Origin of the sequence: Hoeflea phototrophica DFL-43, from assembly GCF_000154705.2 — a bacterium.
Classification (GTDB): domain Bacteria; phylum Pseudomonadota; class Alphaproteobacteria; order Rhizobiales; family Rhizobiaceae; genus Hoeflea; species Hoeflea phototrophica.
In genome coordinates, this window is the sequence record NZ_CM002917.1 from 499908 (window position 1) to 522500 (window position 22593).

General features: G+C 60.5%; 20 protein-coding genes (1 of these 20 cut by a window edge). 11 read left to right on the forward strand and 9 right to left on the reverse strand.

The window, feature by feature from the left end; translation table 11 throughout:
- Positions 1-3 precede the first annotated feature (3 nt).
- The gene (locus HPDFL43_RS02395) at positions 4-540 is read right to left on the reverse strand and encodes a histidine phosphatase family protein (RefSeq protein WP_007199968.1); all 537 of its coding nucleotides are present in this window, start codon (positions 538-540) and stop codon (positions 4-6) included.
- A gap of 200 nt (positions 541-740) precedes the next feature.
- On the opposite strand from HPDFL43_RS02395, the gene HPDFL43_RS02400 reads away from it, so the two are divergent.
- Positions 741-1295 carry a CIA30 family protein gene (locus HPDFL43_RS02400; protein ID WP_052093143.1) on the forward strand — a complete coding sequence of 185 codons (555 nt, stop codon included), beginning with the start codon at positions 741-743 and terminating at the stop codon, positions 1293-1295.
- Positions 1296-1456: 161 nt separating this feature from the next.
- Entirely contained in the window at positions 1457-2521 is a 1065-nt protein-coding gene (locus tag HPDFL43_RS02405) for a dipeptidase (protein WP_040449539.1), read from the forward strand.
- An 18-nt stretch (positions 2522-2539) separates the two neighbouring features.
- On the opposite strand, the gene scpA is transcribed toward HPDFL43_RS02405, so the two are convergent.
- The 7 genes from scpA to HPDFL43_RS02440 form a co-directional block, all read right to left on the reverse strand.
- Positions 2540-4678, reverse strand: a complete 2139-nt coding sequence (gene scpA / locus HPDFL43_RS02410) for a methylmalonyl-CoA mutase (protein ID WP_007199971.1) — start codon at positions 4676-4678, stop codon at positions 2540-2542.
- Between the two features lie 372 nt (positions 4679-5050).
- Positions 5051-7057, reverse strand: coding sequence for an acetyl-CoA carboxylase biotin carboxylase subunit (locus HPDFL43_RS02415; RefSeq protein WP_007199972.1), 2007 nt, complete (start codon positions 7055-7057; stop codon positions 5051-5053).
- A 170-nt stretch (positions 7058-7227) separates the two neighbouring features.
- Positions 7228-7605 (reverse strand): hypothetical protein, encoded by a 378-nt coding sequence (locus HPDFL43_RS02420; RefSeq protein ID WP_007199973.1) that lies wholly within the window; start codon positions 7603-7605, stop codon positions 7228-7230.
- Positions 7606-8523, reverse strand: coding sequence for a glutathione-dependent disulfide-bond oxidoreductase (gene yghU / locus HPDFL43_RS02425; protein WP_007199974.1), 918 nt, complete (start codon positions 8521-8523; stop codon positions 7606-7608). It lies immediately after the preceding gene.
- Between the two features lie 295 nt (positions 8524-8818).
- The gene (locus HPDFL43_RS02430; protein WP_040448956.1) at positions 8819-9214 is read right to left on the reverse strand and encodes a (R)-mandelonitrile lyase; all 396 of its coding nucleotides are present in this window, start codon (positions 9212-9214) and stop codon (positions 8819-8821) included.
- A 31-nt stretch (positions 9215-9245) separates the two neighbouring features.
- Positions 9246-10163, reverse strand: a complete 918-nt coding sequence (locus HPDFL43_RS02435; protein WP_007199975.1) for an Abi-alpha family protein — start codon at positions 10161-10163, stop codon at positions 9246-9248.
- Between the two features lie 7 nt (positions 10164-10170).
- Complete coding sequence (locus HPDFL43_RS02440; protein ID WP_007199976.1) at positions 10171-11703, reverse strand: acyl-CoA carboxylase subunit beta; 1533 nt, start codon at positions 11701-11703, stop codon at positions 10171-10173.
- 185 nt (positions 11704-11888) lie between these two features.
- Here HPDFL43_RS02440 and HPDFL43_RS02445 point away from each other — a divergent pair, with 185 nt between their 5' ends.
- The 8 genes from HPDFL43_RS02445 to HPDFL43_RS02480 all read left to right on the forward strand — a co-directional run bounded on the left by HPDFL43_RS02445 (position 11889) and on the right by HPDFL43_RS02480 (position 20279).
- Positions 11889-13331 carry a helix-turn-helix domain-containing protein gene (locus tag HPDFL43_RS02445; RefSeq protein WP_007199977.1) on the forward strand — a complete coding sequence of 481 codons (1443 nt, stop codon included), beginning with the start codon at positions 11889-11891 and terminating at the stop codon, positions 13329-13331.
- 126 nt (positions 13332-13457) lie between these two features.
- Positions 13458-13901 carry a type II 3-dehydroquinate dehydratase gene (gene aroQ / locus HPDFL43_RS02450; protein WP_007199978.1) on the forward strand — a complete coding sequence of 148 codons (444 nt, stop codon included), beginning with the start codon at positions 13458-13460 and terminating at the stop codon, positions 13899-13901.
- A gap of 83 nt (positions 13902-13984) precedes the next feature.
- Entirely contained in the window at positions 13985-15130 is a 1146-nt protein-coding gene (locus HPDFL43_RS02455; protein ID WP_040448962.1) for a benzoate/H(+) symporter BenE family transporter, read from the forward strand.
- A 109-nt stretch (positions 15131-15239) separates the two neighbouring features.
- Positions 15240-16265, forward strand: a complete 1026-nt coding sequence (ppk2, locus tag HPDFL43_RS02460; RefSeq protein ID WP_007199980.1) for a polyphosphate kinase 2 — start codon at positions 15240-15242, stop codon at positions 16263-16265.
- A 143-nt stretch (positions 16266-16408) separates the two neighbouring features.
- A complete protein-coding gene (locus tag HPDFL43_RS02465; protein ID WP_007199981.1) occupies positions 16409-16879 on the forward strand; it encodes a YeeE/YedE family protein in 471 nt (156 codons plus the stop codon).
- 3 nt (positions 16880-16882) lie between these two features.
- Positions 16883-17323: a DUF6691 family protein gene (locus HPDFL43_RS02470; RefSeq protein ID WP_007199982.1), complete on the forward strand. Its 441-nt coding sequence runs from the start codon at positions 16883-16885 to the stop codon at positions 17321-17323.
- Positions 17324-17435: 112 nt separating this feature from the next.
- Positions 17436-18320, forward strand: coding sequence for an MBL fold metallo-hydrolase (locus HPDFL43_RS02475; RefSeq protein WP_007199983.1), 885 nt, complete (start codon positions 17436-17438; stop codon positions 18318-18320).
- Positions 18321-18539: 219 nt separating this feature from the next.
- The gene (locus HPDFL43_RS02480) at positions 18540-20279 is read left to right on the forward strand and encodes a SulP family inorganic anion transporter (RefSeq protein WP_007199984.1); all 1740 of its coding nucleotides are present in this window, start codon (positions 18540-18542) and stop codon (positions 20277-20279) included.
- 167 nt (positions 20280-20446) lie between these two features.
- Here HPDFL43_RS02480 and HPDFL43_RS02485 read toward each other — a convergent pair whose 3' ends face one another.
- On the reverse strand, positions 20447-21727 hold the full coding sequence (locus HPDFL43_RS02485; RefSeq protein ID WP_156970166.1) for a hypothetical protein: 1281 nt from the start codon (positions 21725-21727) through the stop codon (positions 20447-20449).
- A 231-nt stretch (positions 21728-21958) separates the two neighbouring features.
- On the opposite strand from HPDFL43_RS02485, the gene HPDFL43_RS02490 reads away from it, so the two are divergent.
- On the forward strand, positions 21959-22593 hold the 5' portion of the coding sequence (locus HPDFL43_RS02490) for an NAD(P)H-dependent flavin oxidoreductase (protein WP_007199986.1). Its footprint extends 325 nt past the window's final position; only the first 635 of its 960 coding nucleotides appear in the window; its start codon is at positions 21959-21961; its stop codon lies beyond the right edge, outside the window.

Consider the following 22593-nt stretch of genomic DNA (forward strand, 5'->3'; position numbering starts at 1 on the left):
TTTTTAAGGCGCGATCAGGATGCTGCCGAGGACTTTCACGCCCTGATCATCGGCCCGTATCACCAGCACCTCGCCCGAGCGGGTGGCCCGTCCGGTGAGCGCGGAAATATTGACCTGGTGTGTGACCAGCATCAGGCGGCCCTGTTCGCGCTCAAGCAGCGCGCGCAAATCCGCCGTCTGGCTGTCGCGCGTCGAGAAATCCTGAAAGAAGGAGTTGAGCGCGGGTTCCTCGATGACCTCGCCAAGTCCGAGCAGTTCCGCGGTCTCGCTTGTCCGGCACCATTGGCTCGCCAAGACCTTGTCGAAATCGATCCCGCGCCCGCGAAACGCCTCACCGATGGTGCGGGCCTGCGCCCGGCCGCGCTCATCGAGATTGCGCTGCGTCGTGCAGTCTCCAACCAGGAACGTCGGCGGATCGCCGGTGCCCGGTGCCAGTGCATGGCGCATGATTGCAACCGCGCCGGGCTGCTCCAGCGCCGCCCAGTCATTGGCCGACACGGTGCCGGGAAGCAGAAAAAACACAACCATCAACCAACGCATTGCCAAACTCTCTTTCGCCAATATCCCGATGTAGACTTTCGCCGTTGTCTCGGATGATCCGAGCCGTGGGCCGATGCCGGAACAGCCCGTCAGTGTGTTGTCCAAACGCTGAGATAGGGCGCGGCCCTGATAAACCCAGATGCAAGGGAATGACCTGCACCAGGATCCCGAACCATCGACACCATGGAGCCATTGCGGCAATGAAAATCATCAGGTTGATTGTAGGGGTATTTGCGATGTCGCTGACGGCGGTCATGTTCGCAGCAGGAGGGCAGGTCACCGTGGACGATTTCAAATCCGGTCCGGAGCAACGCTGGCGCTTTGTCGCGGACACCGTGATGGGTGGTCGCTCAACCGGGCAGGTCGAGTTCAAGAGCAGCGGCGCAGAGGCCTATGCCAGGCTCACCGGCGATGTCAGCACCGCCAACAATGGCGGGTTCATCCAGATCCGCCGCGAATTGGCATCGGTGCCGGATGACGCGCAAGGCGTACGACTGTTGGTTCGCGGCAATGGCGAGCGGTATTTCGTGCATCTGAGAACCTCCGGCACGATCCTGCCCTGGCAATATTACCAGGCAGGTTTTTCCACCACCGGCGCATGGCGCGAGGTGCGGTTGCCTCTTGCGAGCTTTGAACGCTCGGGACGCTTTCTCGGCAAAACCCCGAAGGCCTCCAGCCTCAAATCGATCGGCATCGTCGCCTTCGGACGCGATCACAAGGCCGACGTCGAAATCCGTGAAGTCGGCTTCTACTGACTGGCGACCTATGGTGAGCCAGGCATAGTCCCTGTTGCCACTGGTAAACCTGCCGATCAGATGGACCACGCCGCAGCAAACAGCTAGACAAGACTATGGCTGACAGCGAACCGGGACCATGCATGCCGGTCTCCCTGCGCGACAAAAAAGGATCTCGCACCATGGCCGATACCCCCTTCTTTGACGGTCACAATGATTTCCTGCTCAGATTGCGGGGGGCGCCGGATCAGCGCAAGACGCTCTGGCTGGAGCAGGGAACCGAAGGCCATCTCGATCTGCCGAGGATGCAACAGGCCGGTTTCGCCGGCGGTTTCTTTGCCATCTACATTCCCTCGCCACATGACGAGAATGCGTCTGATTACCAGGCAATGATGGACAACCCGCCCTATGATCTGCCGCTGCCTGCGCTGATGAACGCGAGCGAAGCCCAGTCCACGGCCCTTAAGATGGCCGGGCATCTGATGTGGATGGAGCGGGCCTCCAAGGGCGCACTCAGGATCTGCCGCAGCTCCGCTGATCTGCGCGCCTGCATGGCGGACGGAACCATTGCCGCGATCATGCATATGGAAGGCGCGGAAGCCATCGGGCCCGATCTCGACGCACTCTACGCTTTCCATGCCATGGGCCTGCGCTCGCTCGGCCCGGTGTGGAGCCGCCCGACCGTGTTCGGCCACGGCGTCCCGTTCCGCTTTCCCGGCGATCCGGACACCGGACCCGGCCTGACCGAAGCCGGCAAGGACCTGGTCAGGGCCTGCAACGAGCTCAAGATCATGATCGACCTGTCGCATCTCAATGAGAAAGGCTTCAATGATGTCGCAAGCCTCACGGATGCGCCGCTGGTCGCCACCCATTCCAACGCCCACGCGGTCACGCGTTCAACCCGCAACCTCACCGATCGGCAGCTTGCGATGATCCGCGAGAGCGGCGGCATGGTCGGCCTCAACTACGCCACCGTGTTCCTGCGCGAGGATGGCCGCAAGTCAACCGATTGCGGCTGGGACCCGGTGATGCGCCACCTCGATCATCTCGTCGAAAAGCTCGGCGAAGACCATGTCGGCTTCGGCTCCGATTTCGACGGCGCCGACCTCCCCGACGTCATCGGCGACGTCACCGGCGTCCAGGTTTTGATAGAGCAGATGCGCAAGCATCAATACGGCGAAGAGCTGATCGAGAAAATTGCCTGCAAGAACTGGACTTCGCTGCTGGAGCGGACGTGGGGCGAATAGGCTCCCGCTTACGAGGGGTTACACGTTCCGCTTAAGCCCTGAAATCCGCGCCAACACGGCATTGGCCGCATCCAGCACATTCGAGCCAGGCCCGAAAATCTCGGCAACGCCCTTTTCGCGCAGGAACGCGTAGTCCTGTTCGGGGATAACGCCGCCGACGACCACCTGGATGTCGGCGCGGCCCTTGTCTTTCAGGCGGTCGATCAGCTCCGGCACCAGCGATTTGTGTCCTGCGGCGAGCGATGAGACGCCGACCACGTCGACGCCGAGTGCGATCGCCCTGTCGGTGACTTCCGCCGGCGTTTCGAACATGTCGGTGAGGGCCACCTTGAAGCCCATGTCGGCGAAGGCGGTGGCAATCACCTTGGCGCCGCGGTCGTGACCGTCCTGGCCCATCTTTGCGACCAACACATGCGGCGCGCGGCCCTTATCAGTCTTGTAGTCCGCGATGCGCGACTGGATCGCCTGGTACTCCGGATCATCGTGATAGACATTCTCGTAGACCCCGCTGATCACCTTGGTCACGGCATGGTGACGGCCGCCGAAGCCGCGTTCCATCGCGTCGGAAATCTCGCCCAGCGAGGCCCGTGCCCGTGCCGCATCCACGGCAGCAGAGAGCAGATTGCCCTTGCCGGATTTTGCCACCTGTTCCAGCGCCGCGATCGCGGCTTCGTGAGCATTCGGGTCGCGGCTGTCGCGCATCTTCTTCAGTCGTGCCACCTGGCCGGCGCGCACCTTGTCGGTATCGATGTTGAGAATATCGACCTGCGGCTCGTCGGCCAGCCGGAACCGGTTGACCCCGACAATGACGTCCTCACCCCGGTCGATCCGCGCCTGCCGCCGCGCGGCGGCTTCCTCGATCCGCATCTTCGGCAGGCCCTGCTCGACGGCCTTGGTCATGCCGCCGAGCGCCTCGACCTCGGCGATCAGTTCCCAGGCTTTCTCCGCCAGATCAGCCGTCAGCTTCTCGACATAATAAGAGCCGCCAAGCGGATCGACGACATTGGTAACGCCCGTCTCATGCGCCAGAATGAGCTGGGTGTTGCGGGCGATGCGGGCAGAGAACTCCGTCGGCAGCGCGATGGCCTCGTCAAACGAATTGGTGTGCAGCGACTGGGTGCCGCCGAGCACCGCCGCCATCGCTTCGAACGCGGTCCGGACCACATTGTTGTAAGGGTCCTGCTCGGTCAGAGACACGCCGGAGGTCTGGCAATGGGTGCGAAGCATCTTCGAGCGCTCCGACTTGGCGCCGAAGTCGGTCATGATCTTCGACCACATCTGCCGCGCCGCGCGCAGTTTCGCCGCTTCCATGAAGACGTTCATGCCGATGCAGAAGAAGAAGGACAGCCGTCCTGCAAAGGCGTCGACATCGAGCCCTTTGCTTTGGGCTGCACGGACATATTCCATGCCGTCGGCCAGCGTATAGGCCAGCTCCTGCGCCAGCGTCGCGCCCGCTTCCTGCATGTGGTAGCCAGAAATCGAGATCGAGTTGAATTTGGGCATTTCCTTCGAGGTGAACTCGATGATGTCGGCCACGATACGCATCGAGGGTTCGGGCGAATAGATATAGGTGTTGCGGACCATAAACTCCTTGAGGATGTCGTTCTGCACCGTGCCGGTGAGCGCTTTGCGCTCGACGCCCTGTTCCTCGCCCGCAACGATGAACATCGCCAGCACCGGGATGATGGCGCCGTTCATGGTCATCGACACGCTCATCTCGCCCAGCGGAATGCCGTCGAACAGGATTTTCATGTCCTCGACCGAATCGATTGCCACACCGGCCTTGCCGACATCGCCGGTCACCCGCGGGTGGTCGGAATCATAGCCCCGGTGGGTGGCGAGATCGAAGGCCACCGACAGGCCTTTCTGACCGGCCGCGAGGTTCTTGCGGTAAAACGCGTTGGATTCCTCCGCCGTCGAAAAGCCCGCATATTGCCGGATCGTCCAGGGCTGTCCGGTGTACATGGTGGCCCGCACCCCGCGGGTGAATGGCGCAAAGCCCGGCAGCTCGGACGCGGCACTCTCGGGCAGGTCCTCTTCTGTATAGAGCGGCTTCAGCGTGATGCCTTCGGGCGTTTCGGTGTTCAGGCTCTCGATCGGCTTGCCTTTGAGATCCCTGGTGGCGAGATCGAGCCAGTCGCGGGTGGTTTTGGTCATGTCAGATCCTTTCACCTCTCCCAGGCAGGATGGCGGACTGCGCGATCCATCCCCCTCCCCCTTGAGGGGAGGGGTTAGGGGTGGGGGTAAATCTCGTTCCGGGTACGGGGGACGAATGACGCGGCGCGCAAGCACCCCCACCCGGCTCTGTCGCGCTCCGCGCGCCAATTGCCGACCTCCCCTCAAGGGGGAGGTGGGGAGCCGGTAACCCTTGCAGCGGACGATCTTCAACCTGCCGTGGGACCGACGTTTCAGCAGGAGTGACAAAGCGGCGGCTCGCACCTTGCCCCTCCCCCTTGTGGGGGTCCGAAGGACGGGCGAGACCCGTGGCTCGCCCGGTTGGGGAGGGGAGTTTCAACGTGAGCAAGGCGTTCACTTGGCAAACTCCATGATGATCTCGTCGACGGCGAGGCTGTCGCCGGCCTTCACCGGGATGCGCGAGACGATGCCCTTGCGCTCGGCCTTGAGCACATTCTCCATCTTCATTGCCTCGACCACGGCCAGCGTCTGGCCTTCCTGCACCTCGTCGCCCTCATTGACGGCGATCGAGACGATCAGGCCCGGCATCGGGCAAAGCAGCAGGCTGGATGTATCGGGCGCCACCTTTTCCTTCATCAGCCGGGCCAGCTCGGCAACGCGCGGGCTGAACACCTGTACCTTCACGTCGACGCCCAATTGCCGCAATCGCCATCCGGCGTCGGCGGGTTCGACCTTGATGGCGTTTGTAACCCCGTCGATATCGAAGATCGCCAGCTTGGCCCCCGGCGTCCAGTCGGTCATCACGGCCAGCGGTTCCCGGCCCGGCAGCCGCACCATGTAGACGTCGTCGGTGTCGTCGATATGGCCGGTGATCTCACTGTCCGCGATCCGCACCACCTTGTCCTCATGTGCCCGCTTTTCCGCCTGGCTGAACCTCGCCCCGGAAATTTGAGCATTGCGCTCGCCCAGGATATGGCTGAGCAGAAGCGCGGCGATGGCAAAGCGTTCGACGGTCGCTTCATTGGGTGGAACCGGGGCAAAGCCGTCGGGATACTCCTCGGCAATGAAGCCGGTCGACAGCCGTCCCTCGCGCCAGCGCGGATGCTGCATCAGCGCGGAAAGAAACGGCAGATTGTGACCGATGCCCTCGACCTCGAACCGGTCCAGCGCGTCAGCCATGGCATCGACCGCTTCGAGCCGGGTCGGTGCATGGGTGCACAGCTTGGCGATCATCGGATCATAGAACATCGAGATCTCCGAGCCTTCGCTCACCCCGGTGTCATTGCGGATGGTGATGCCGTCGATCTTGCCTTCCTGCGGCGGCCGGTAGCGCGTCAGCCGGCCGATCGAGGGCAGGAAGTTGCGGTAGGGATCCTCGGCATAGAGCCGGCTTTCGACCGCCCAGCCATCAAGCGTCACATCGTCCTGGCTGAAGGGGAGTTTTTCACCGGCGGCGACCCGGATCATCTGCTCAACCAGATCGACGCCGGTGATCAGTTCCGTCACCGGATGCTCCACCTGCAACCGCGTGTTCATTTCCAGAAAATAAAATTTGCGGTGCTTGTCGACGATGAATTCCACGGTGCCAGCCGACTGGTAATCCACGGCCTTTGCCAGTGCCACCGACTGTTCGCCCATGGCCTTGCGGGTCGCCTCATCCAGGAACGGCGAGGGGGCTTCCTCCACCACCTTCTGGTTCCGCCGCTGGATCGAACATTCGCGTTCGCCCAGATAGATTGCATTGCCGTGGCTGTCGGCGATCAACTGGATCTCGATGTGGCGTGGCTCTTCGACGAATTTCTCGATGAAGATCCGGTCGTCGCCAAACGAGCTCGCCGCTTCGGATTTCGAGCGGGAAAAGCCCTCGCGCGCCTCGGCGTCGTTCCAGGCGATCCGCATCCCCTTGCCGCCACCGCCGGCAGAGGCCTTGATCATCACCGGATAGCCGATCTCGGCGGCGATCTTCGCCGCGTGGGCCTCATCATCGATCAGCCCCATATGGCCGGGCACGGTCGACACACCGGCTTCCGCGGCGATCTTCTTGGAGGTGATCTTGTCGCCCATCGCCTCGATGGCTTTGACCTTGGGGCCAATGAAGGCGATCCCCTCCTTCTCCAGTGCATCGCAGAACGAGGCCCGCTCGGACAGGAAACCGTAACCGGGGTGCACCGCCTGCGCGCCGGTCTGCTTGCACGCGGCAATGATCTTGTCAGCAATCAGATAGGACTGGTTGGCGGGCGGCGGACCGATATGCACGGCCTCATCGGCCATCTCCACATGCATCGCGTTGCGGTCGGCATCGGAATAGATGGCGACCGTCTTGATGCCCATCTTCTTCGCGGTCTTGATCACCCGGCAGGCGATTTCACCACGATTGGCGATGAGGATTTTGGAAAACATGCACTTCTTCCCCCGCTGATGGGCCGGCGGCCCGTTACTAACCGTCGTCATCCTCGGGCTTGACCCGAGGACCCAATACTTCAGTGCCTGCAGCACCGGCCACTCACAGCCTCGTCTGGTTATGGATCCTCGGGTCAAGCTCGAGGATGACGAGATGCTTGAGGCTCGACCTAAACCTCCAGCACATCCTCGAATGCGTCGGGCATACTCACCCGCCCCACGCGCTCGTCGATCCGGAGCATCGCCGTGTAGGACTGCGGATCAAAAGACTCTTCGGCCGGCACGATTTCACGGCCGAACAGCCAGCTGATGCGACCGGCATCGAGATTGCCGCGCTCAAACGGCTCATCGCCGAACTTGTGCCACAACGCGTGGAGGAACGCGGTGTCGGCGAGCTTCTCCGTCGGCGTCCGGTCCGCCATACGCTGGCGCTTGATGATCGCCGTCACGCCGCGCGGATTCGCGCGGCGGATGGTGAACTGGAACCCCGTGCCGGGCAGGCCGGACGGGATCCCACGATGCTTGGTCATTTCAGGCAGTTTTGCCATTCATGCCCCACCTTCTTTTGCGGCTTCGAGCTTGTCTTGCGTGCGAAGCTCGAAGTCCGATGCGTCATGGCGCTCATGCAACTGCTCGGACAACTCGCCGAAAGACTTGTTGACGATGCGGCCACGCTCAACGGCCGGGCGCTCAGCGATCTGGTCGGTCCAGCGGGTGACGTTCTTGTAGGATGTCACATCGAGGTAATCGCCAGCCTCATAGGCTCCGCCTTTGATCAGTCGGCCATACCAGGGCCAGATCGCCATATCGGCAATCGAGTACTCCATGCCAGCCATATATTCATTGTCAGCCAGATGCCGGTCGAGCACGTCGAGCTGGCGCTTGACCTCCATGGCGAAGCGGTCGATGGCATACTGGATCTTCATCGGCGCATAGGCATAGAAGTGCCCGAAGCCGCCACCGAGATACGGGCCTGAGCCCATCTGCCACATCAGCCAGCTGATGGCTTCCGTACGCGCCTTGTGATCGGTGGGCAGGAATGCCCCGAATTTCTCCGCGAGATAGATCAGGATCGAGCCGCTTTCGAACACCCGTGTCGGCTCCGGTGTGGAGTGATCCATCAGGGCAGGGATCTTCGAGTTCGGATTGGCCTCGACAAAGCCCGAGCCGAACTGATCACCATCGCCGATATTGATCAGCCAGGCGTCATATTCCGCGCCCGAATGCCCGGCAGCCAGAAGCTCCTCGAGCATCACGGTCACCTTCACGCCATTGGGTGTTGCCAGCGAATAAAGCTGCAGCGGATGCTTGCCGACCGGCCGCTCCTTGTCATGCGTTGCACCGGCGATCGGCCGGTTGATATTGGCAAACTGGCCGCCATTGCCCTTCTGCCATTCCCATACTTTCGCCGGCTGATAACCAGCGGGGAAATTGTTCTCGGGCGGGAATTTTGTGTCATCAGTCATGAAATCTGGTCCTTGTTGGTGAGATAAGGTTCACCTCGGAATATAGGTAGTTTGCAGGCGATTGCAGCAGGGGAATTGGCTGTACGGTGTGTCAACCTCCCCCTTGAGGGGAGGTCGGAGAGACAAGCGCAGCGCAGGCGATCCGGGTGGGGGGTCATTGAGCCCACGTCGCGCCCATACCCCCACCCGGATCAGCTGCGCCGCCCGCTTCGCGTCCGCCTTGCTTCTCCGACCTCCCCTCAAGGGGGAGGTGGCGCATACGTTCGCCACTGCACTCATCTCAGACATCATCATATCAGCCCGCATAATCCGCGTCGCTCACATGCTCGAGCCAGACCACCGCAACACCGTCCAGAGCTTCCTGGATGGCCAGATGCGTCATCGCCACATCGGGCGAGGCGCCATGCCAGTGTTTCTCGCCGGGTTCGAACCAGACCACATCGCCCGGCCGGATCTCCTCGATCGGTCCACCCTCGCGCTGCGCCCGGCCGAGACCCGACGTCACGATGATCGTCTGCCCCAGCGGATGCGTGTGCCAGGCCGTCCGCGCGCCCGGCTCGAATGTCACCGATGCGCCCTGAACCCGCCCCGGCGCCTCTGCCGCAAACAGCTTGTCGAGGCGCACTGCGCCGGTGAAGTAATCATCCGGCCCTTTGTCCGATGCCGTCGCTCCGGCGCGTGTGATCTTCATGGCGTGGTCCTTTGGGTGGGGAAATCGATTGTCATTCTTGGTTCTTTTCAAAGGAATTCGGCCCAGCTATGCAAGTTGCATACATCTCGGCACCCAAGTGTGTCACAACAGCAGCGTGGAGGAAAAAGCCAAACTCCAGCGTGTCAGAATGCAGGTTGTCCATATCGATTGATACGACATCTATTAGGCCGATTGATTTCAAAGCAAAAATTATGCTTTCAGGGAATTCGTCTAATATTATTTTATATTCTAATTCTGGCTTATAGTATGAACCATCCGCGGCTTCATCAGAATACATCTCTATGTTGGATATTTTTGCTCCTGGAAAATCAAAAAAATCTACTCCTACGCCAATTAGTGATTCCAAATCGCTATGCAGCAGAATCTCACCTGACGCCTTTTTGTCTTCAATCTCTTTGAGCTTCAATTTCAAATTATATAAGCATGATGTTTCTCGTTTCTCATAAGGCGCATCCGCAAAATGCAAAGGGCGGGTCGGATCAAAGCAAATAAAATTTAGCAATTCTACGTGTTTGGAATCCAGTCGAGACAGTATATCTAGAAAAATTAGGTGGTTTTCTTTGTTGTTTAATGAAGAGCTTGCTAGCAGGTTGGCCCAGGCATCAACCAAAACTTCATTAGTAATATCTTCTTGGGACGCTTTCTCCATAAAGTTTGCGAGAAATTTTAAGGGGACCGGTTTGGATTGCTGGCCCTCAAGCGCAAGCCTAGATTGCGCTTTTGAGGCTATTTGCAGCAACACATCTTCACGTTGAAGGCGTATTTGATCTGCTTTCAAGCCTCGAGCTTCTGTAAAGGGGCGAAACGCGTCAACGAGAGCGTCGAGAGATCGTCCCAACGAGCTGCTCGGAACTTCACCTTTGATCTCAGCTTTTGCACTAAGTCCAACATCGACCTTGATCGGCGACTTGTCGCTTCCCTCTGCCATTAGCCTCTCACAACGGAATGTTGTTGTGCTTGCGCAGCGGCTGGGTGACCTTTTTGGTCTTCAGCATTTCGAAGGCGCGGACCACGCGGCGGCGGGTCGAGTGCGGCATGATCACCTCGTCGATGAAGCCGCGCTGAGCGGCGACGAAGGGGTTGGCGAAACGGTCTTCATAGTCCGCCGTGCGCTGCGCGATCTTGTCCGGATCGCCAAGTTCGGAGCGATAGAGGATCTCGGTTGCGCCCTTGGCCCCCATCACCGCGATCTGTGCCGTCGGCCAGGCATAGTTGACGTCGGCGCGGATATGCTTGGAGGCCATCACGTCGTAAGCGCCGCCATAGGCCTTGCGGGTGATCACGGTGACCTTCGGCACGGTGGCCTCGGCATAGGCAAACAGCAGTTTCGCGCCATGCTTGATGATGCCGCCATATTCCTGGGACGTGCCCGGAAGGAAGCCCGGCACGTCGACCAGCGTCAGGATCGGAATGTTGAAGGCGTCGCAGAAGCGCACGAAGCGGGCTGCTTTCTTGGACGAATCGATGTCGAGGCAACCCGCCAGCACCATTGGTTGGTTGGCGACGACGCCGACAGTGGTCCCGTTCAACCGGATGAAGCCGCAAAGAATGTTCTTGGCATGGTTCGCCTGGATCTCGAAGAAGTCGCCCTCATCGGCCACCCGAAGGATCACCTCGCGCATGTCATAGGGCTTGTTCGGATTGTCCGGGATCAGCGTATCAAGCGCATTCTCGAGCCGGTCGGCGCGGTCGGCGGTCGGAAGCTCCGGTGGTGTCTCGCGACTCGACAGCGGAAGGAAATCGAACATCCGGCGGATCTCGATCAGCGCCTCGACATCATTGTCATAGGCCCCATCGGCAACAGAAGATTTCTTGGTGTGGGTGGACGCGCCGCCAAGCTCTTCAGCCGTGACGATCTCGTTGGTCACGGTCTTGACCACATCCGGGCCGGTGACGAACATGTAGCTTGTATCCTTCACCATGAAGATGAAGTCGGTCATGGCCGGAGAATAGACCGCGCCGCCCGCGCAGGGGCCCATGATCACTGAAATCTGCGGGATTACGCCCGAGGCCTGCACATTGCGCCAGAACACCTCGGCATAGCCGCCGAGCGAGGCCACGCCTTCCTGGATTCGCGCGCCGCCGGAATCGTTCAAGCCGATCAGCGGAGCGCCGTTTTGCACGGCGAGATCCATGATCTTGCAGATCTTCTCTGCATGGGTTTCCGACAATGAGCCGCCGAACACGGTGAAATCCTGGGAGAAAACATAGACCGGGCGGCCATTGATGGTGCCCCAGCCGGTAATCACGCCGTCGCCCGGATAAACCTGCTGCTCCATGCCGAAATCGGTGCAGCGATGGGTCTTGTACATGTCGTACTCTTCGAACGACCCCTCATCAAGCAGCACGTCAAGGCGTTCACGTGCGGTCAGCTTGCCCTTGGCGTGCTGTGCATCGATCCGTTTTTGGCCGCCACCCAGCCGGGCTTCCGCGCGCCGCTGTTCGACTTCTTCGATAATGTCGCGCATTCAAGTCTCCCCTTTTTGCCACCATCACCGATATTGCCGGAAACACCAAGCAGGCCCAACCCGGTATGGCCGCAGCAGCAGCCGTGAGTGGTAGCGCGATTGGAGCTAAGGCAACAGGGTTGAAAAGGTAAGCATGTTGCACTAGCAATGTTTGCAACTGTATTTTTGCAATATTGCGAAGTTTGATGCGCGCACGCAAACTCTTCATTGGCGGAAAGATCCGCGCCATCCGCGGCGAGCAGGGCCTCACGCAGGCAGGCTTTGCCACCAAGCTTGGCATATCGACCAGCTATCTCAACCAGATCGAAAACAACCAGCGCCATGTCAGTGCGTCCGTGCTGCTGGCGCTGGCGGAAGCCTTTTCGGTCGATATCACCACCTTGTCGGATCAGGACACCGACCGGCTGCTAGCCGATGTGTCCGAGGCGCTGGCCGATCCGGTCTCGGGCGGAACCCAGCCCTCGCTCACCGACGTCAAGCTGGTGGTGCAGAACGCGCCTTCCTTCGCGCGCGCATTCGTCGCCCTGCACCAGGCCATGCGCCGCTCCGGCGATCAGCTTGCCGAGCTCGACGAGACTCTGGAACGGTCCGGCGCGCTGACAGATCCTACCCCCTATGAAGAGGTCCGTGACTTCTTCCATTATGTCGACAACTACATCCATGAGCTCGATCTGGCCGGCGAGGCGCTGAACCAGGAGCTGGCAAAAAGCCGCGGCGTCAGCCTCAAGGCTCTGGCGGATTACATCGAGCGCCGCCACCGCGTCCGGGTGGTGATCGGTGCGGGCGGTGAAGCAGGCGCCGGGCAGGGCGAGGGTGACGCCGTTGGCCTGCGCCGCTTCGATCCGGTCAGCCGCGTGCTCTGGCTCAATCCGCGCAGCCCGGTCTCCACGCAAGCCTTCCAGATCGCCTGCCAGATTGCGCTGATCGAACATGATGCGGTGATGCGCCGGATTATCGAGGAAGCCCGCTTCCGCTCAGCCGATGCCGCCGCGATCTGCCGCATCGGATTGGCCAACTATTTTGCCGGCGCCGCTATCCTGCCCTATGGCGCGTTCGCTGCCGCAGCGCGTGAGCTGCGTCACGATCTGGTGCTTCTGGCCGACCGGTTTTCGACCAGCCTGGAGCAGGTGGCGCACAGGCTATCGACCCTTCAACGTCCCGGCCAGAAAGGTGTGCCGTTTTTCTTTGCCCGGGTCGACAAGGCCGGCAATATCACCAAACGCCACTCGGCGACCAAGCTGCAATTCGCCCGCTTCGGTTCGGCCTGTCCATTGTGGAACGCGCACTCGGCCTTCGAGACTCCGAACCGCATCATAAGGCAACTGGCTGAAACGCCCGATGGCGTGCGCTATCTCTGCCTCGCCACTACAGTCTCGAAACCTTCGGGGGGCTGGCGCGACCCGGTGCAATTCTATGCCCTGGCACTCGGCTGCGAGGTCGCCCACGCAGGCGAACTGGTCTATGCCGATGATCTTGATGTCGCCCGCGCCGAAGCCTTTGAGCCAATTGGCGTCTCCTGCCGGATCTGCGAGCGCCGCGAATGTCACCAGCGCGCCGTGCCGCCGCTCAAACGCCGCCTGCTGGTCGATCCCGACAGGCGCAAGCCGGTTCCCTATGATCTAGATTGACAACCATACTGCGCGCACTGTTCTGCGCAAGACTTGCAGCGGACCGCCCGGGCAGGTTAGGAACCGGGAACAGGCTGAGAATTTGAGTGCCCCAATCACGGGGCCAGCTAGCGAAAGGCCAAGGCAGTGACAGGCACGATCTATGTCCTCAATGGACCCAACCTCAATCTGCTCGGCAAGCGCCAGCCCGACATCTATGGCCATGAAACGCTTGCAGACGTGGAAAGCGCATGCGCTGAGCGCGCCGCTGTTCATGGTCTGAAAACCCGCTTCCTGCAGTCCAATGCCGAACATCAGCTGATCGACTGGATCCATGAAGCTCGCGAGAGTGCGGTTGCCATCGTCATCAATCCGGCCGCCTACACCCACACCTCGGTGGCGATCCTTGATGCGCTCAATGCCTTTGAAGGTCCGGTGATCGAAGTCCACATTTCCAATGTGCACAAGCGTGAGGACTTCCGTCATCATTCATTTGTGTCGCTGAGAGCCGACGGCGTCATCGCCGGCTGCGGAACGCAAGGCTATCTGCTGGCGATCGATCGTGTGGCAACTGTTCTGGCCGCCAGCTGATGATCACCGCGATCTGGTGTTGGAACGGTGGCGCCGAACCAGCCCGAATCGGAAGATTGCCCCTTCGTTTCAGGAGCGCTTGAGTGCGCGTTTCGATGATCTCCGCAGCCCTGGTGGCAGCTCTTGTCGGCTACGGCTCGACCATTGCCCTGGTGCTAGCCGCCGCAGCCGCTGTTGGCGCGGATTCAGGCCAGACCGCCTCCTGGGTGGCGGCGGTCTGCTTTTCCAAGGCAATCGGCGCCGCGCTTTTGAGCACCTGGAAGAAAATTCCGGTGCTGTTGGCCTGGTCGACGCCAGGCGCAGCACTCATTGCAGCCTCCACCGGGGTCGATATCCACCAGGCCGTTGGTGCGTTCATCTTTGCCGGATTGCTGATTGCATTGACTGCGGCCATCCGTCCGCTCAACCGGGCGGTCAACGCTATTCCTACCGGTGTAGCTTCGGGCATGCTGGCGGGGGTGCTGCTGCCCTTCACCATGGCAGTGGCCCTGCATGCGGCCAATGAAGCCGCGCTGGTCTTGCCGTTGATTGCGGTGTTTGTGGTGGTGCGCCTGATCAATCCGCTGATGGCGGTTCTGGCGGCGCTGATGGCCGGTCTGGCTATGGCCTTTACCTATGGAGGTGCGCCGCCGCCCTCGACTGATGTCGACTGGACCTTGCTGACCTTCGTCAGGCCGGAGTTCAATCCCGCCGTGCTGCTCGGTCTTGGCGTGCCGCTCTATCTCGTCACAATGGCGTCGCAGAACTTGCCGGGCTTTGCCGTGCTGCGCGCCCATGGCTACGAGCCGCCGGTGACCGAAGCGCTTGGCGTGACCGGCATCCTCTCCTCGTTTTTCGCATTGTTCGGCGCGCCTACGATCAACATGGCGGCCATAACGGCCGCCATCTGTTTGGGCGACGACGTTCACCCAGACAAGTCCCAGCGCTGGAAAGTCGGCCTCGCCTATGCAGCGGTCTGGAGCATGCTTGGCCTGTTCGGCCCTGTCATCGTGCCGGCCATTCTCGCAATGCCGCCGGAGATCATTGCGGTGGTGGCCGGTCTCGCGCTGATCCCGCCGCTGATCGGCGCGCTTGTCTCTGCGTTCGATGTGCCGGCAACACGTTTCGCTGCCGCCGCGACATTCGCGGTCACAGCGTCTGGTGTTGCAGCCTTTGGCATAGGGGCCGCGTTCTGGGGGCTGCTGGCGGGTCTTCTGGTCCACCTCCTGGATCATATGAAGCTGCGCTGATCCCTGCGGCGGCGATCACGATCGCATTTGTTTGCGGTGAATTGACACGAGTCAAAGCGCTCGGCCCGCTTTCCGGTCATGGTGCGTCTTTCACCGGAAAGGGGCCGGAATGACAGACGCCAAAAACAAGACTGACATGAAACCTGATGTTGTGACTGCGGAAGTTGATCCGGAGGCCGTGGCCAATGAAAATTTCGACACTGCCCAGGCAGTGGAGACGGATGCCGCACCGGCAAAACCGCCTCGTCTGAACACGGCAGAGATCCGCAAGGATGAAGCCGCAATCGCACAGCTCTTCGAGCAGGGCGTCTACCCCTACAAGACCAGAATGCGCCGGACCGCCTATGAGAAGGAAAAGGCCAAGCTTCAGGTCGAGCTTCTAAAGGCCCAGCGTTGGATCGAGGACACCGGTCAGAAGGTGGTGATGCTGTTTGAAGGCCGGGATGCGGCGGGCAAGGGCGGGACCATCAAGCGCTTCATGGAGCACCTCAATCCACGCATGGCGCGCGTTGTGGCTCTTTCAAAGCCGACTGATCGTGAGCGCTCGCAATGGTATTTCCAGCGCTACATCGAGCACTTGCCCGCAGCCGGTGAAATGGTGCTGTTCGACCGCTCCTGGTACAATCGCGCCGGTGTCGAGCGGGTCATGGGCTTCTGCTCGCCAGCGGAATATCTCGAATTCATGCGCGAGGCGCCGGAGATCGAGCGCATGCTGTCGCGCTCCGGTATCCTGCTTTTCAAATACTGGTTCTCGGTCACGCAAGGCGAGCAGCTGAGGCGCTTTGGCCAGCGCGAGAAGGATCCGCTCAAACAATGGAAGCTGTCTCCCATCGACAAGGCGTCGCTCGACAAATGGGACGACTACACTGAAGCCAAGGAAGCAATGTTCTTCTACACCGACACCGCAGATGCGCCCTGGACCATTGTCAAATCCGACTGCAAGAAGCGCGCGCGGCTCAATTGCATGAAGCATTTCCTGTCCAGTCTGCCCTATCCCAACAAGGATCACCTGATCGTGCATCATCCCGACCGGTTGATCGTTGGCTCGAGCAGCCATGTCATCGGCTCCGATGAGCACATGCTGGGCAAGACCCTGCATCCCGATGTACGCAAATCGAAGGAACCGGCTGCTTAGCCGGCCGGCATCTGTGCAATTGTCAAAGGGCGCCACACGGCGCCCTTTTGGCGTTTCATATCCCGCGGCAATCCGCCGGGCGACTTAAACATTTAATCTCTTGAATATGGATGAGTGCTTATATATATGTAGCGCAAGGCACAATGATGCCTTCGTTGAAGGCGAAAACGATCAAGAGGGATATGGCCATGGAAACCGAATTCACGCCCTGGCTGTCATTGGCAGGTGGTGTTCTGATTGGGCTCTCGGCAATCCTGCTGATGGCGCTTAACGGCCGCATCGCAGGCATGACCGGCATCATGACTGGTATCATTCCGCCATTCTCAGCGGACTGGCCTTGGCGCATTGCCTTTCTTGCAGGAGCCATCGTCGCACCGATTCTGTATCTGGCCGCTGGTGGCGAGATTGCCTATGCGGTCCCGGTTTCCCTGCCTCTTCTGGCACTCGGCGGTCTGATTGTCGGCGTCGGCGTTTACTTTGGCGCGGGCTGCACGTCGGGCCATGGTGTCTGCGGCATGGCCCGGTTTTCGCCGCGCTCGATTGCCGCCACTGTCACCTTCATGATCGCAACCGGAATCACCGTCTATGTGGTTCGTCACATCGCAGGAGCCTGAGCCATGCAGAAACTCATTTCTTCAGGCCTAGCCGGTGCGATCTTCGGTCTTGGCATCGCCATCTCTGGCATGGCCAACCCGGCCAAGGTGCTCAACTTCTTCGACCTCGCCGGAAGTTGGGATCCAAGCCTGATTTTTGTCATGGGAGGCGCGCTGATCACCACCGCAATCGGATATCTTCTGGTCTTCAGGGCCCGCCAGGCCCCGCTGTTTGAAGCCAGTTTTCACTTGCCGATCAACAAGTCCATCGATGCCCGCCTGGTCACAGGCTCAGCCGTCTTTGGAGTAGGCTGGGGCATCGCCGGCTTTTGTCCTGGAGGTGCTATTCCCGCGATTGGATTTGGGGGCGTTCCGGTGATCGCCTTTGTCGGTGCCATGGTGATCGGGATTGTGCTTGCGCGCTCGGTGGACGCTCTGCGACACAAGCCTGCAAAGGCGTTCTGAACAAATCAATGTGACCATCACGGCCCGCGGCTGAGCGGCCCGCCGGGTCTCTGGAAAACAGACACAATGCACGCCATTGTGAATTCAAAGACAGACAACAGGAGATGCTCAAATGCCAAACTATCCCGTGGATATGTCTGTAACCCCCGACGTCAAGGCATTCTTTGATCCCGACACCAACACCATCAGCTATGTGGTCAAGGACCCGGGCTCAAACGCCTGCGCTGTGGTCGATTCCGTAATGGACATCGATTATGCCGCAGGCCGGATCACCTATGGCCATGCCGACGAAATGATCGCCTGGATCACGGCCAACGGGCTCAAGCTCGAATGGATCATCGAAACCCATGTTCATGCCGACCATCTGTCAGCCGCACCTTACATTCAGGAGAAGCTTGGCGGCAAGATCGGGATTGGCGACCAGATTATGGTGGTGCAGGACACCTTCGGCAAGGTGTTCAACGAAGGCACGGAATTCCAGCGTGACGGTTCACAGTTCGATGCCCTCTTCAAGGATGGTGACAGCTACCAGATCGGCGGCATGACGGCCTTTGCGATCTACACGCCCGGCCACACTCCGGCCTGCATGGTTCATGTGATGGGCAACGCCGCCTTTGTCGGCGACACGCTGTTCATGCCCGATGGAGGATCGGCACGTGCCGATTTCCCGGGCGGTGATGCAGGCGTGCTTTATGATTCGATCCAGAAGGTGCTGACATTGCCGGACGATATCCGGCTGTTCATGTGCCATGACTATGGCCCCAATGGCCGCGACATTCAGTGGGAAGCCACGGTGGGCGACGAGAAGGCTCACAATATTCATGTCGGCGGCGGCAAGACCCGCGATGACTTCATCAAGTTCCGAACCGAGCGCGACAAGCAGCTTGGCATGCCGCGCCTGATCATTCCGTCACTGCAGGTCAACATGCGCGCTGGCGAGGTGCCGACCGACAAGGACGGACGGCCGATGCTCAAGGTTCCAGTCAACGGACTTTGAGCGGCGGCCGCATTCAACGATGCAGTCCAGGTACAGGGTTTTGAAGCCCGCCAGATGCCGATTGCTTGCAGCAGGGAACCGATGAGCCGGCTGGAAGAAACTGCGTAAAACAAGGCTCCAAGCGAGGCGCCCCTTTGTTTATCCGGCCCGCCATGAGCGGACCGGTGCCTCTTCCATTCCGCGAGCCGGCGAAGCGCCGCTCCGCCCCAGGAGTCCAAGATGCAGGAGAAATCCACCCTGGCCGATCGGCTATCCCGGTTCATCCCGGTCTTCGACTGGGGCCGAACCTACAACCGCGATGCGCTCGGCAACGACATGGTGGCGGCCGTCATCGTCACCATCATGCTGATCCCGCAATCGCTGGCCTATGCGCTGCTCGCAGGCCTTCCGGCCGAAACCGGCATCTACGCCTCGATTGCACCGATTGTTCTCTACGCGGTTTTCGGCACCAGCCGCGCCCTGGCTGTCGGTCCTGTCGCAGTGGTGTCACTGATGACTGCGGCAGCGATCGGAAACCTTGCAGAACCCGGATCGCCCGAACTGCTGGTGGCAGCAATCACGCTGGCCTTGATTTCAGGCCTCTTCCTGATCCTTCTGGGCGTGTTCCGGCTCGGGTTCCTCGCCAACTTCCTGTCGCACCCGGTCATTGCAGGCTTCATAACCGCGTCGGGAATCCTGATCGCGCTTAGCCAGCTGCGTCATGTTCTCGGCATCTCCGGTGGCGGCGCCAATCTGCCTGAACAAATTGGCTCGCTGATCGAAAACATCGGCCAGATCAATCCGGCTACGCTTGTGATCGGGGTCGGCGCTACGGCTTTCCTGTTCTGGGTCCGCAAGGGGCTGATGCCGCTGTTGCTGGCGACCGGGATGAACCGCAAGCTCGCCGGTGTGCTTGCAAAGGCCGGCCCGGTGGCCGCGGTCGTCGTCACAACCTTTGCCGCCTGGGCCCTTGATCTCAATGCAAGCCACGGTGTGCGCGTGGTGGGCGAGGTGCCGCAGGGCCTGCCGCCGCTGACAATGCCGTCGTTTTCGGCCGACCTCTGGGGCACCCTGATCGGTTCTGCGGTGCTGATTTCGATCATCGGCTTTGTCGAATCGGTCTCGGTGGCGCAGACTTTGGCCGCGCGCAAACGTCAGCGCATCGTCCCCAATCAGGAACTGATCGGCCTGGGTGCCGCCAATGTCGGCGCCGCCTTCACCGGCGGATATCCGGTGACCGGAGGCTTCGCCCGTTCGGTGGTCAATTTCGACGCGGGCGCAGAAACTCCGGCCGCCGGAGCCTACACTGCCCTGGGCCTGCTTCTCGCGGCCATGCTGCTGACCCCGCTGATCTATCATCTGCCGCAAGCCACGCTTGCCGCCACCATCATCGTTGCGGTTCTGTCACTGGTGGATCTGTCGATCCTGAAGAAGACCTGGACCTATTCCCGTGCGGATTTCGCCGCTGTCAGCGCCACCATCTTTCTAACACTAGGATTCGGTGTGGAGATCGGCGTCACCGCTGGTGTTGTCCTGTCGATCCTCATCCATCTCTACAAGTCGTCGCGTCCGCATATGGCGGTGGTCGGCCGGGTGCCGGGCACTGAGCATTTCCGCAATGTCGACCGGCATGCCGTTGAAACCGACAGCGCCATCCTGACTCTCAGGGTCGATGAGAGCCTGTACTTTGCCAATGCGCGATATCTTGAAGACAAGGTCTATGACATGGTTGCGCAGCGTCCGGGCCTAGAGCATTTCATCCTGATGTGCCCGGCGGTCAACGAGATAGACATGAGTGCGCTCGAATCGCTGGAGGCGATCAATGAGCGGCTCAAAGCGCTCAACGTCAAATTCCATCTCAGCGAAATCAAGGGGCCGGTGATGGATCGCCTCAAGACCTGCGACTTCCTAACCCATCTTACCGGCAGGGTGTTCCTGAGCCAGCATCAGGCGATCTGCGAGCTCGCCTGGGATCGGTGATTGAAATGCACAACACTGTCTCGATCCAGGGAAAGGGCATCATTGGCGGTCGATTGATTTTCACGACAGGATTGGTTCATTCCCGGCATTTGTTTTCAGCCATCCTCCCGGTTAAACGCAGGCGGATGGCTTTGTATCGTAGATGGGGGGCGAGAACGGGAATGGCCTCAATTGAGCGGACGAATCCGGATCGCCATAAGGTCGATGCCCTTGCCGCCACCGGCAATGTCGCTGTTGATCGCCAGATATCCTGCCTCGTTGGGCGCCAGCGCGCGGTCATAATCGAGGCTTAGAAGGATGTCGGAGGTGTCGTAGGTCACATCGAAACGGCGGCGGCCGCAATCGCCGAGGACCGAGAAGTCGCATTTCACATAGATCTGGGTTGTCTCAGAGGAGGCTGAGCGCACCGAGATCGCCAGCGCCGATTGACGCCCGGCCAGCGCCTGCATGACATCCGCGCCGAGCGGGACCAGGACTTCTCCCGATTGGTCGCCCGACCTCGAAATGATCCGCAGTATATTGCCATCTTCCTGCTCGATCACCTCTGCGCTGGCGTTGGCCCGGGTTACCGGCGCGCCGTCGCGGCCAGGCGTGTAGACGCTGGCCCACTCGCCTGAAAAGCCCGAGCCGGGATTCAACTGCTGCGGGCCACCTGCGAAATCGTCCCGCGTCAGCGACGGCGGCGGGTTTGGCACGCCGGTATCGCGCTGCGCAGCGGTGGTCAGCGCGCCGCTTTCAATCAGCCACCAGACCCCGATGCCGAGAAAGGACAGCATCACCGCGCCGGAAAAGATCGCGGCGAACACCGGCCGCTTGCGTTTTTCCGGCCTGGCCTTCGGGACCTTGACCTTCTTTGCAGGTTTTTGCAGCTTTGCGGCCCTTTCGGGTCTGGCGGCCGGTGCTACAGGCGCTAGAGGTGCCGCTGACACCTTGTCCGGCCTCACCGGCGCGATATCATCCAGACGTTTTTCAGCCGGTGTTGCTGTGCCGCGTGCTTCCGGTGCGAAATCGAGACGCGCTTCGCCGCCATCGCCCTGGGGCACGTGACCCGGATCAGCCCGTGGCGAGGTTACCAACGGGGCCGAATCGGCCGTCGGGTTCTGCCGTACTGCGGGTGCTTCCACCCTGTCGGGATGAACAATTTCTGCGAACTCTGCTGATTGCATGGTTCCCTGCGGGGCGGAAACCGCGGATACCGATGGAGGGATCGGCGGAGGAGGTTGAGGCGCATCAGCTTCTGGTGGACGCCATTCTGCCTCGATCCCCGCAATCAGCTCTTCAAGCCGGGCCCGGTGAGCCTCGACCCTGCCGACCTCATGCACCCCCTGGCGCTCGAGGCTCCGGTCAAGCGCCAGCCGCGCGGAATCATAGATGCGGACACGTTCCTGCGCTCCGGGAATGCCTGCCCGCTCCAATGCGCCGCGAATTGCCGCTTCCATGCCCTTCAATAGCCCGACTCCGTTTCAGCCCGGTTCTGACGCATCGCACGCGCGCCCTAAAGCACCGAAAACGCCGAATATGCGATGTGCGTAGCGGCTAAGCCGCCAAAACTCAAGCATGTGAGCATCAGGTGGAGTATGGGTGGAGGATATCCTCTTTCAACAAGCCTTTTCAGCGAAGATCGGCTCTGCTATGAAAATTGACGTTTGCGTAAACGTCATATTGATTTGCGAGGCCTTATGACCCTTCCTGCCGTTCTCAAGGACAATTTCCGACTGCCCGTTGTGGCTGCGCCCCTGTTCATCATTTCACACCCCCCGCTGGTCATGGCCCAGTGCAAGGCGGGTGTCATGGGATCGTTTCCCGCACTCAATGCGCGGCCTGAATCCCAGGTCGACGAGTGGCTGGCCGAGATCACGGAAGGACTTGCCGATCACAATGCAAAGAATCCGGATCGCCCGGCAGCACCTTTCGCCGTCAACCAGATCGTCCACCGCTCCAACACGCGGCTCGAGCACGACCTGACCATGTGTGTGAAATACAAGGTGCCGGTGGTGATTTCGTCGCTGGGCGCGGTGCCCGAGGTCAATGATGCGATTCATTCCTATGGCGGCATCGTTCTTCACGACATCATCAACAACCGTCATGCCAATTCGGCCATCCGCAAGGGGGCCGATGGCCTGATCGCCGTTGCGGCGGGGGCAGGCGGTCACGCTGGTCCACTGTCACCATTTGCGCTGATCCAGGAGATCCGCGAATGGTTCGACGGCCCGCTTCTGCTTTCTGGTTCAATCGCAACCGGCGGCGCAATTCTTGCGGCCCAGGCTATGGGCGCCGACATGGCCTATATCGGCTCGCCTTTCATTGCCACGGA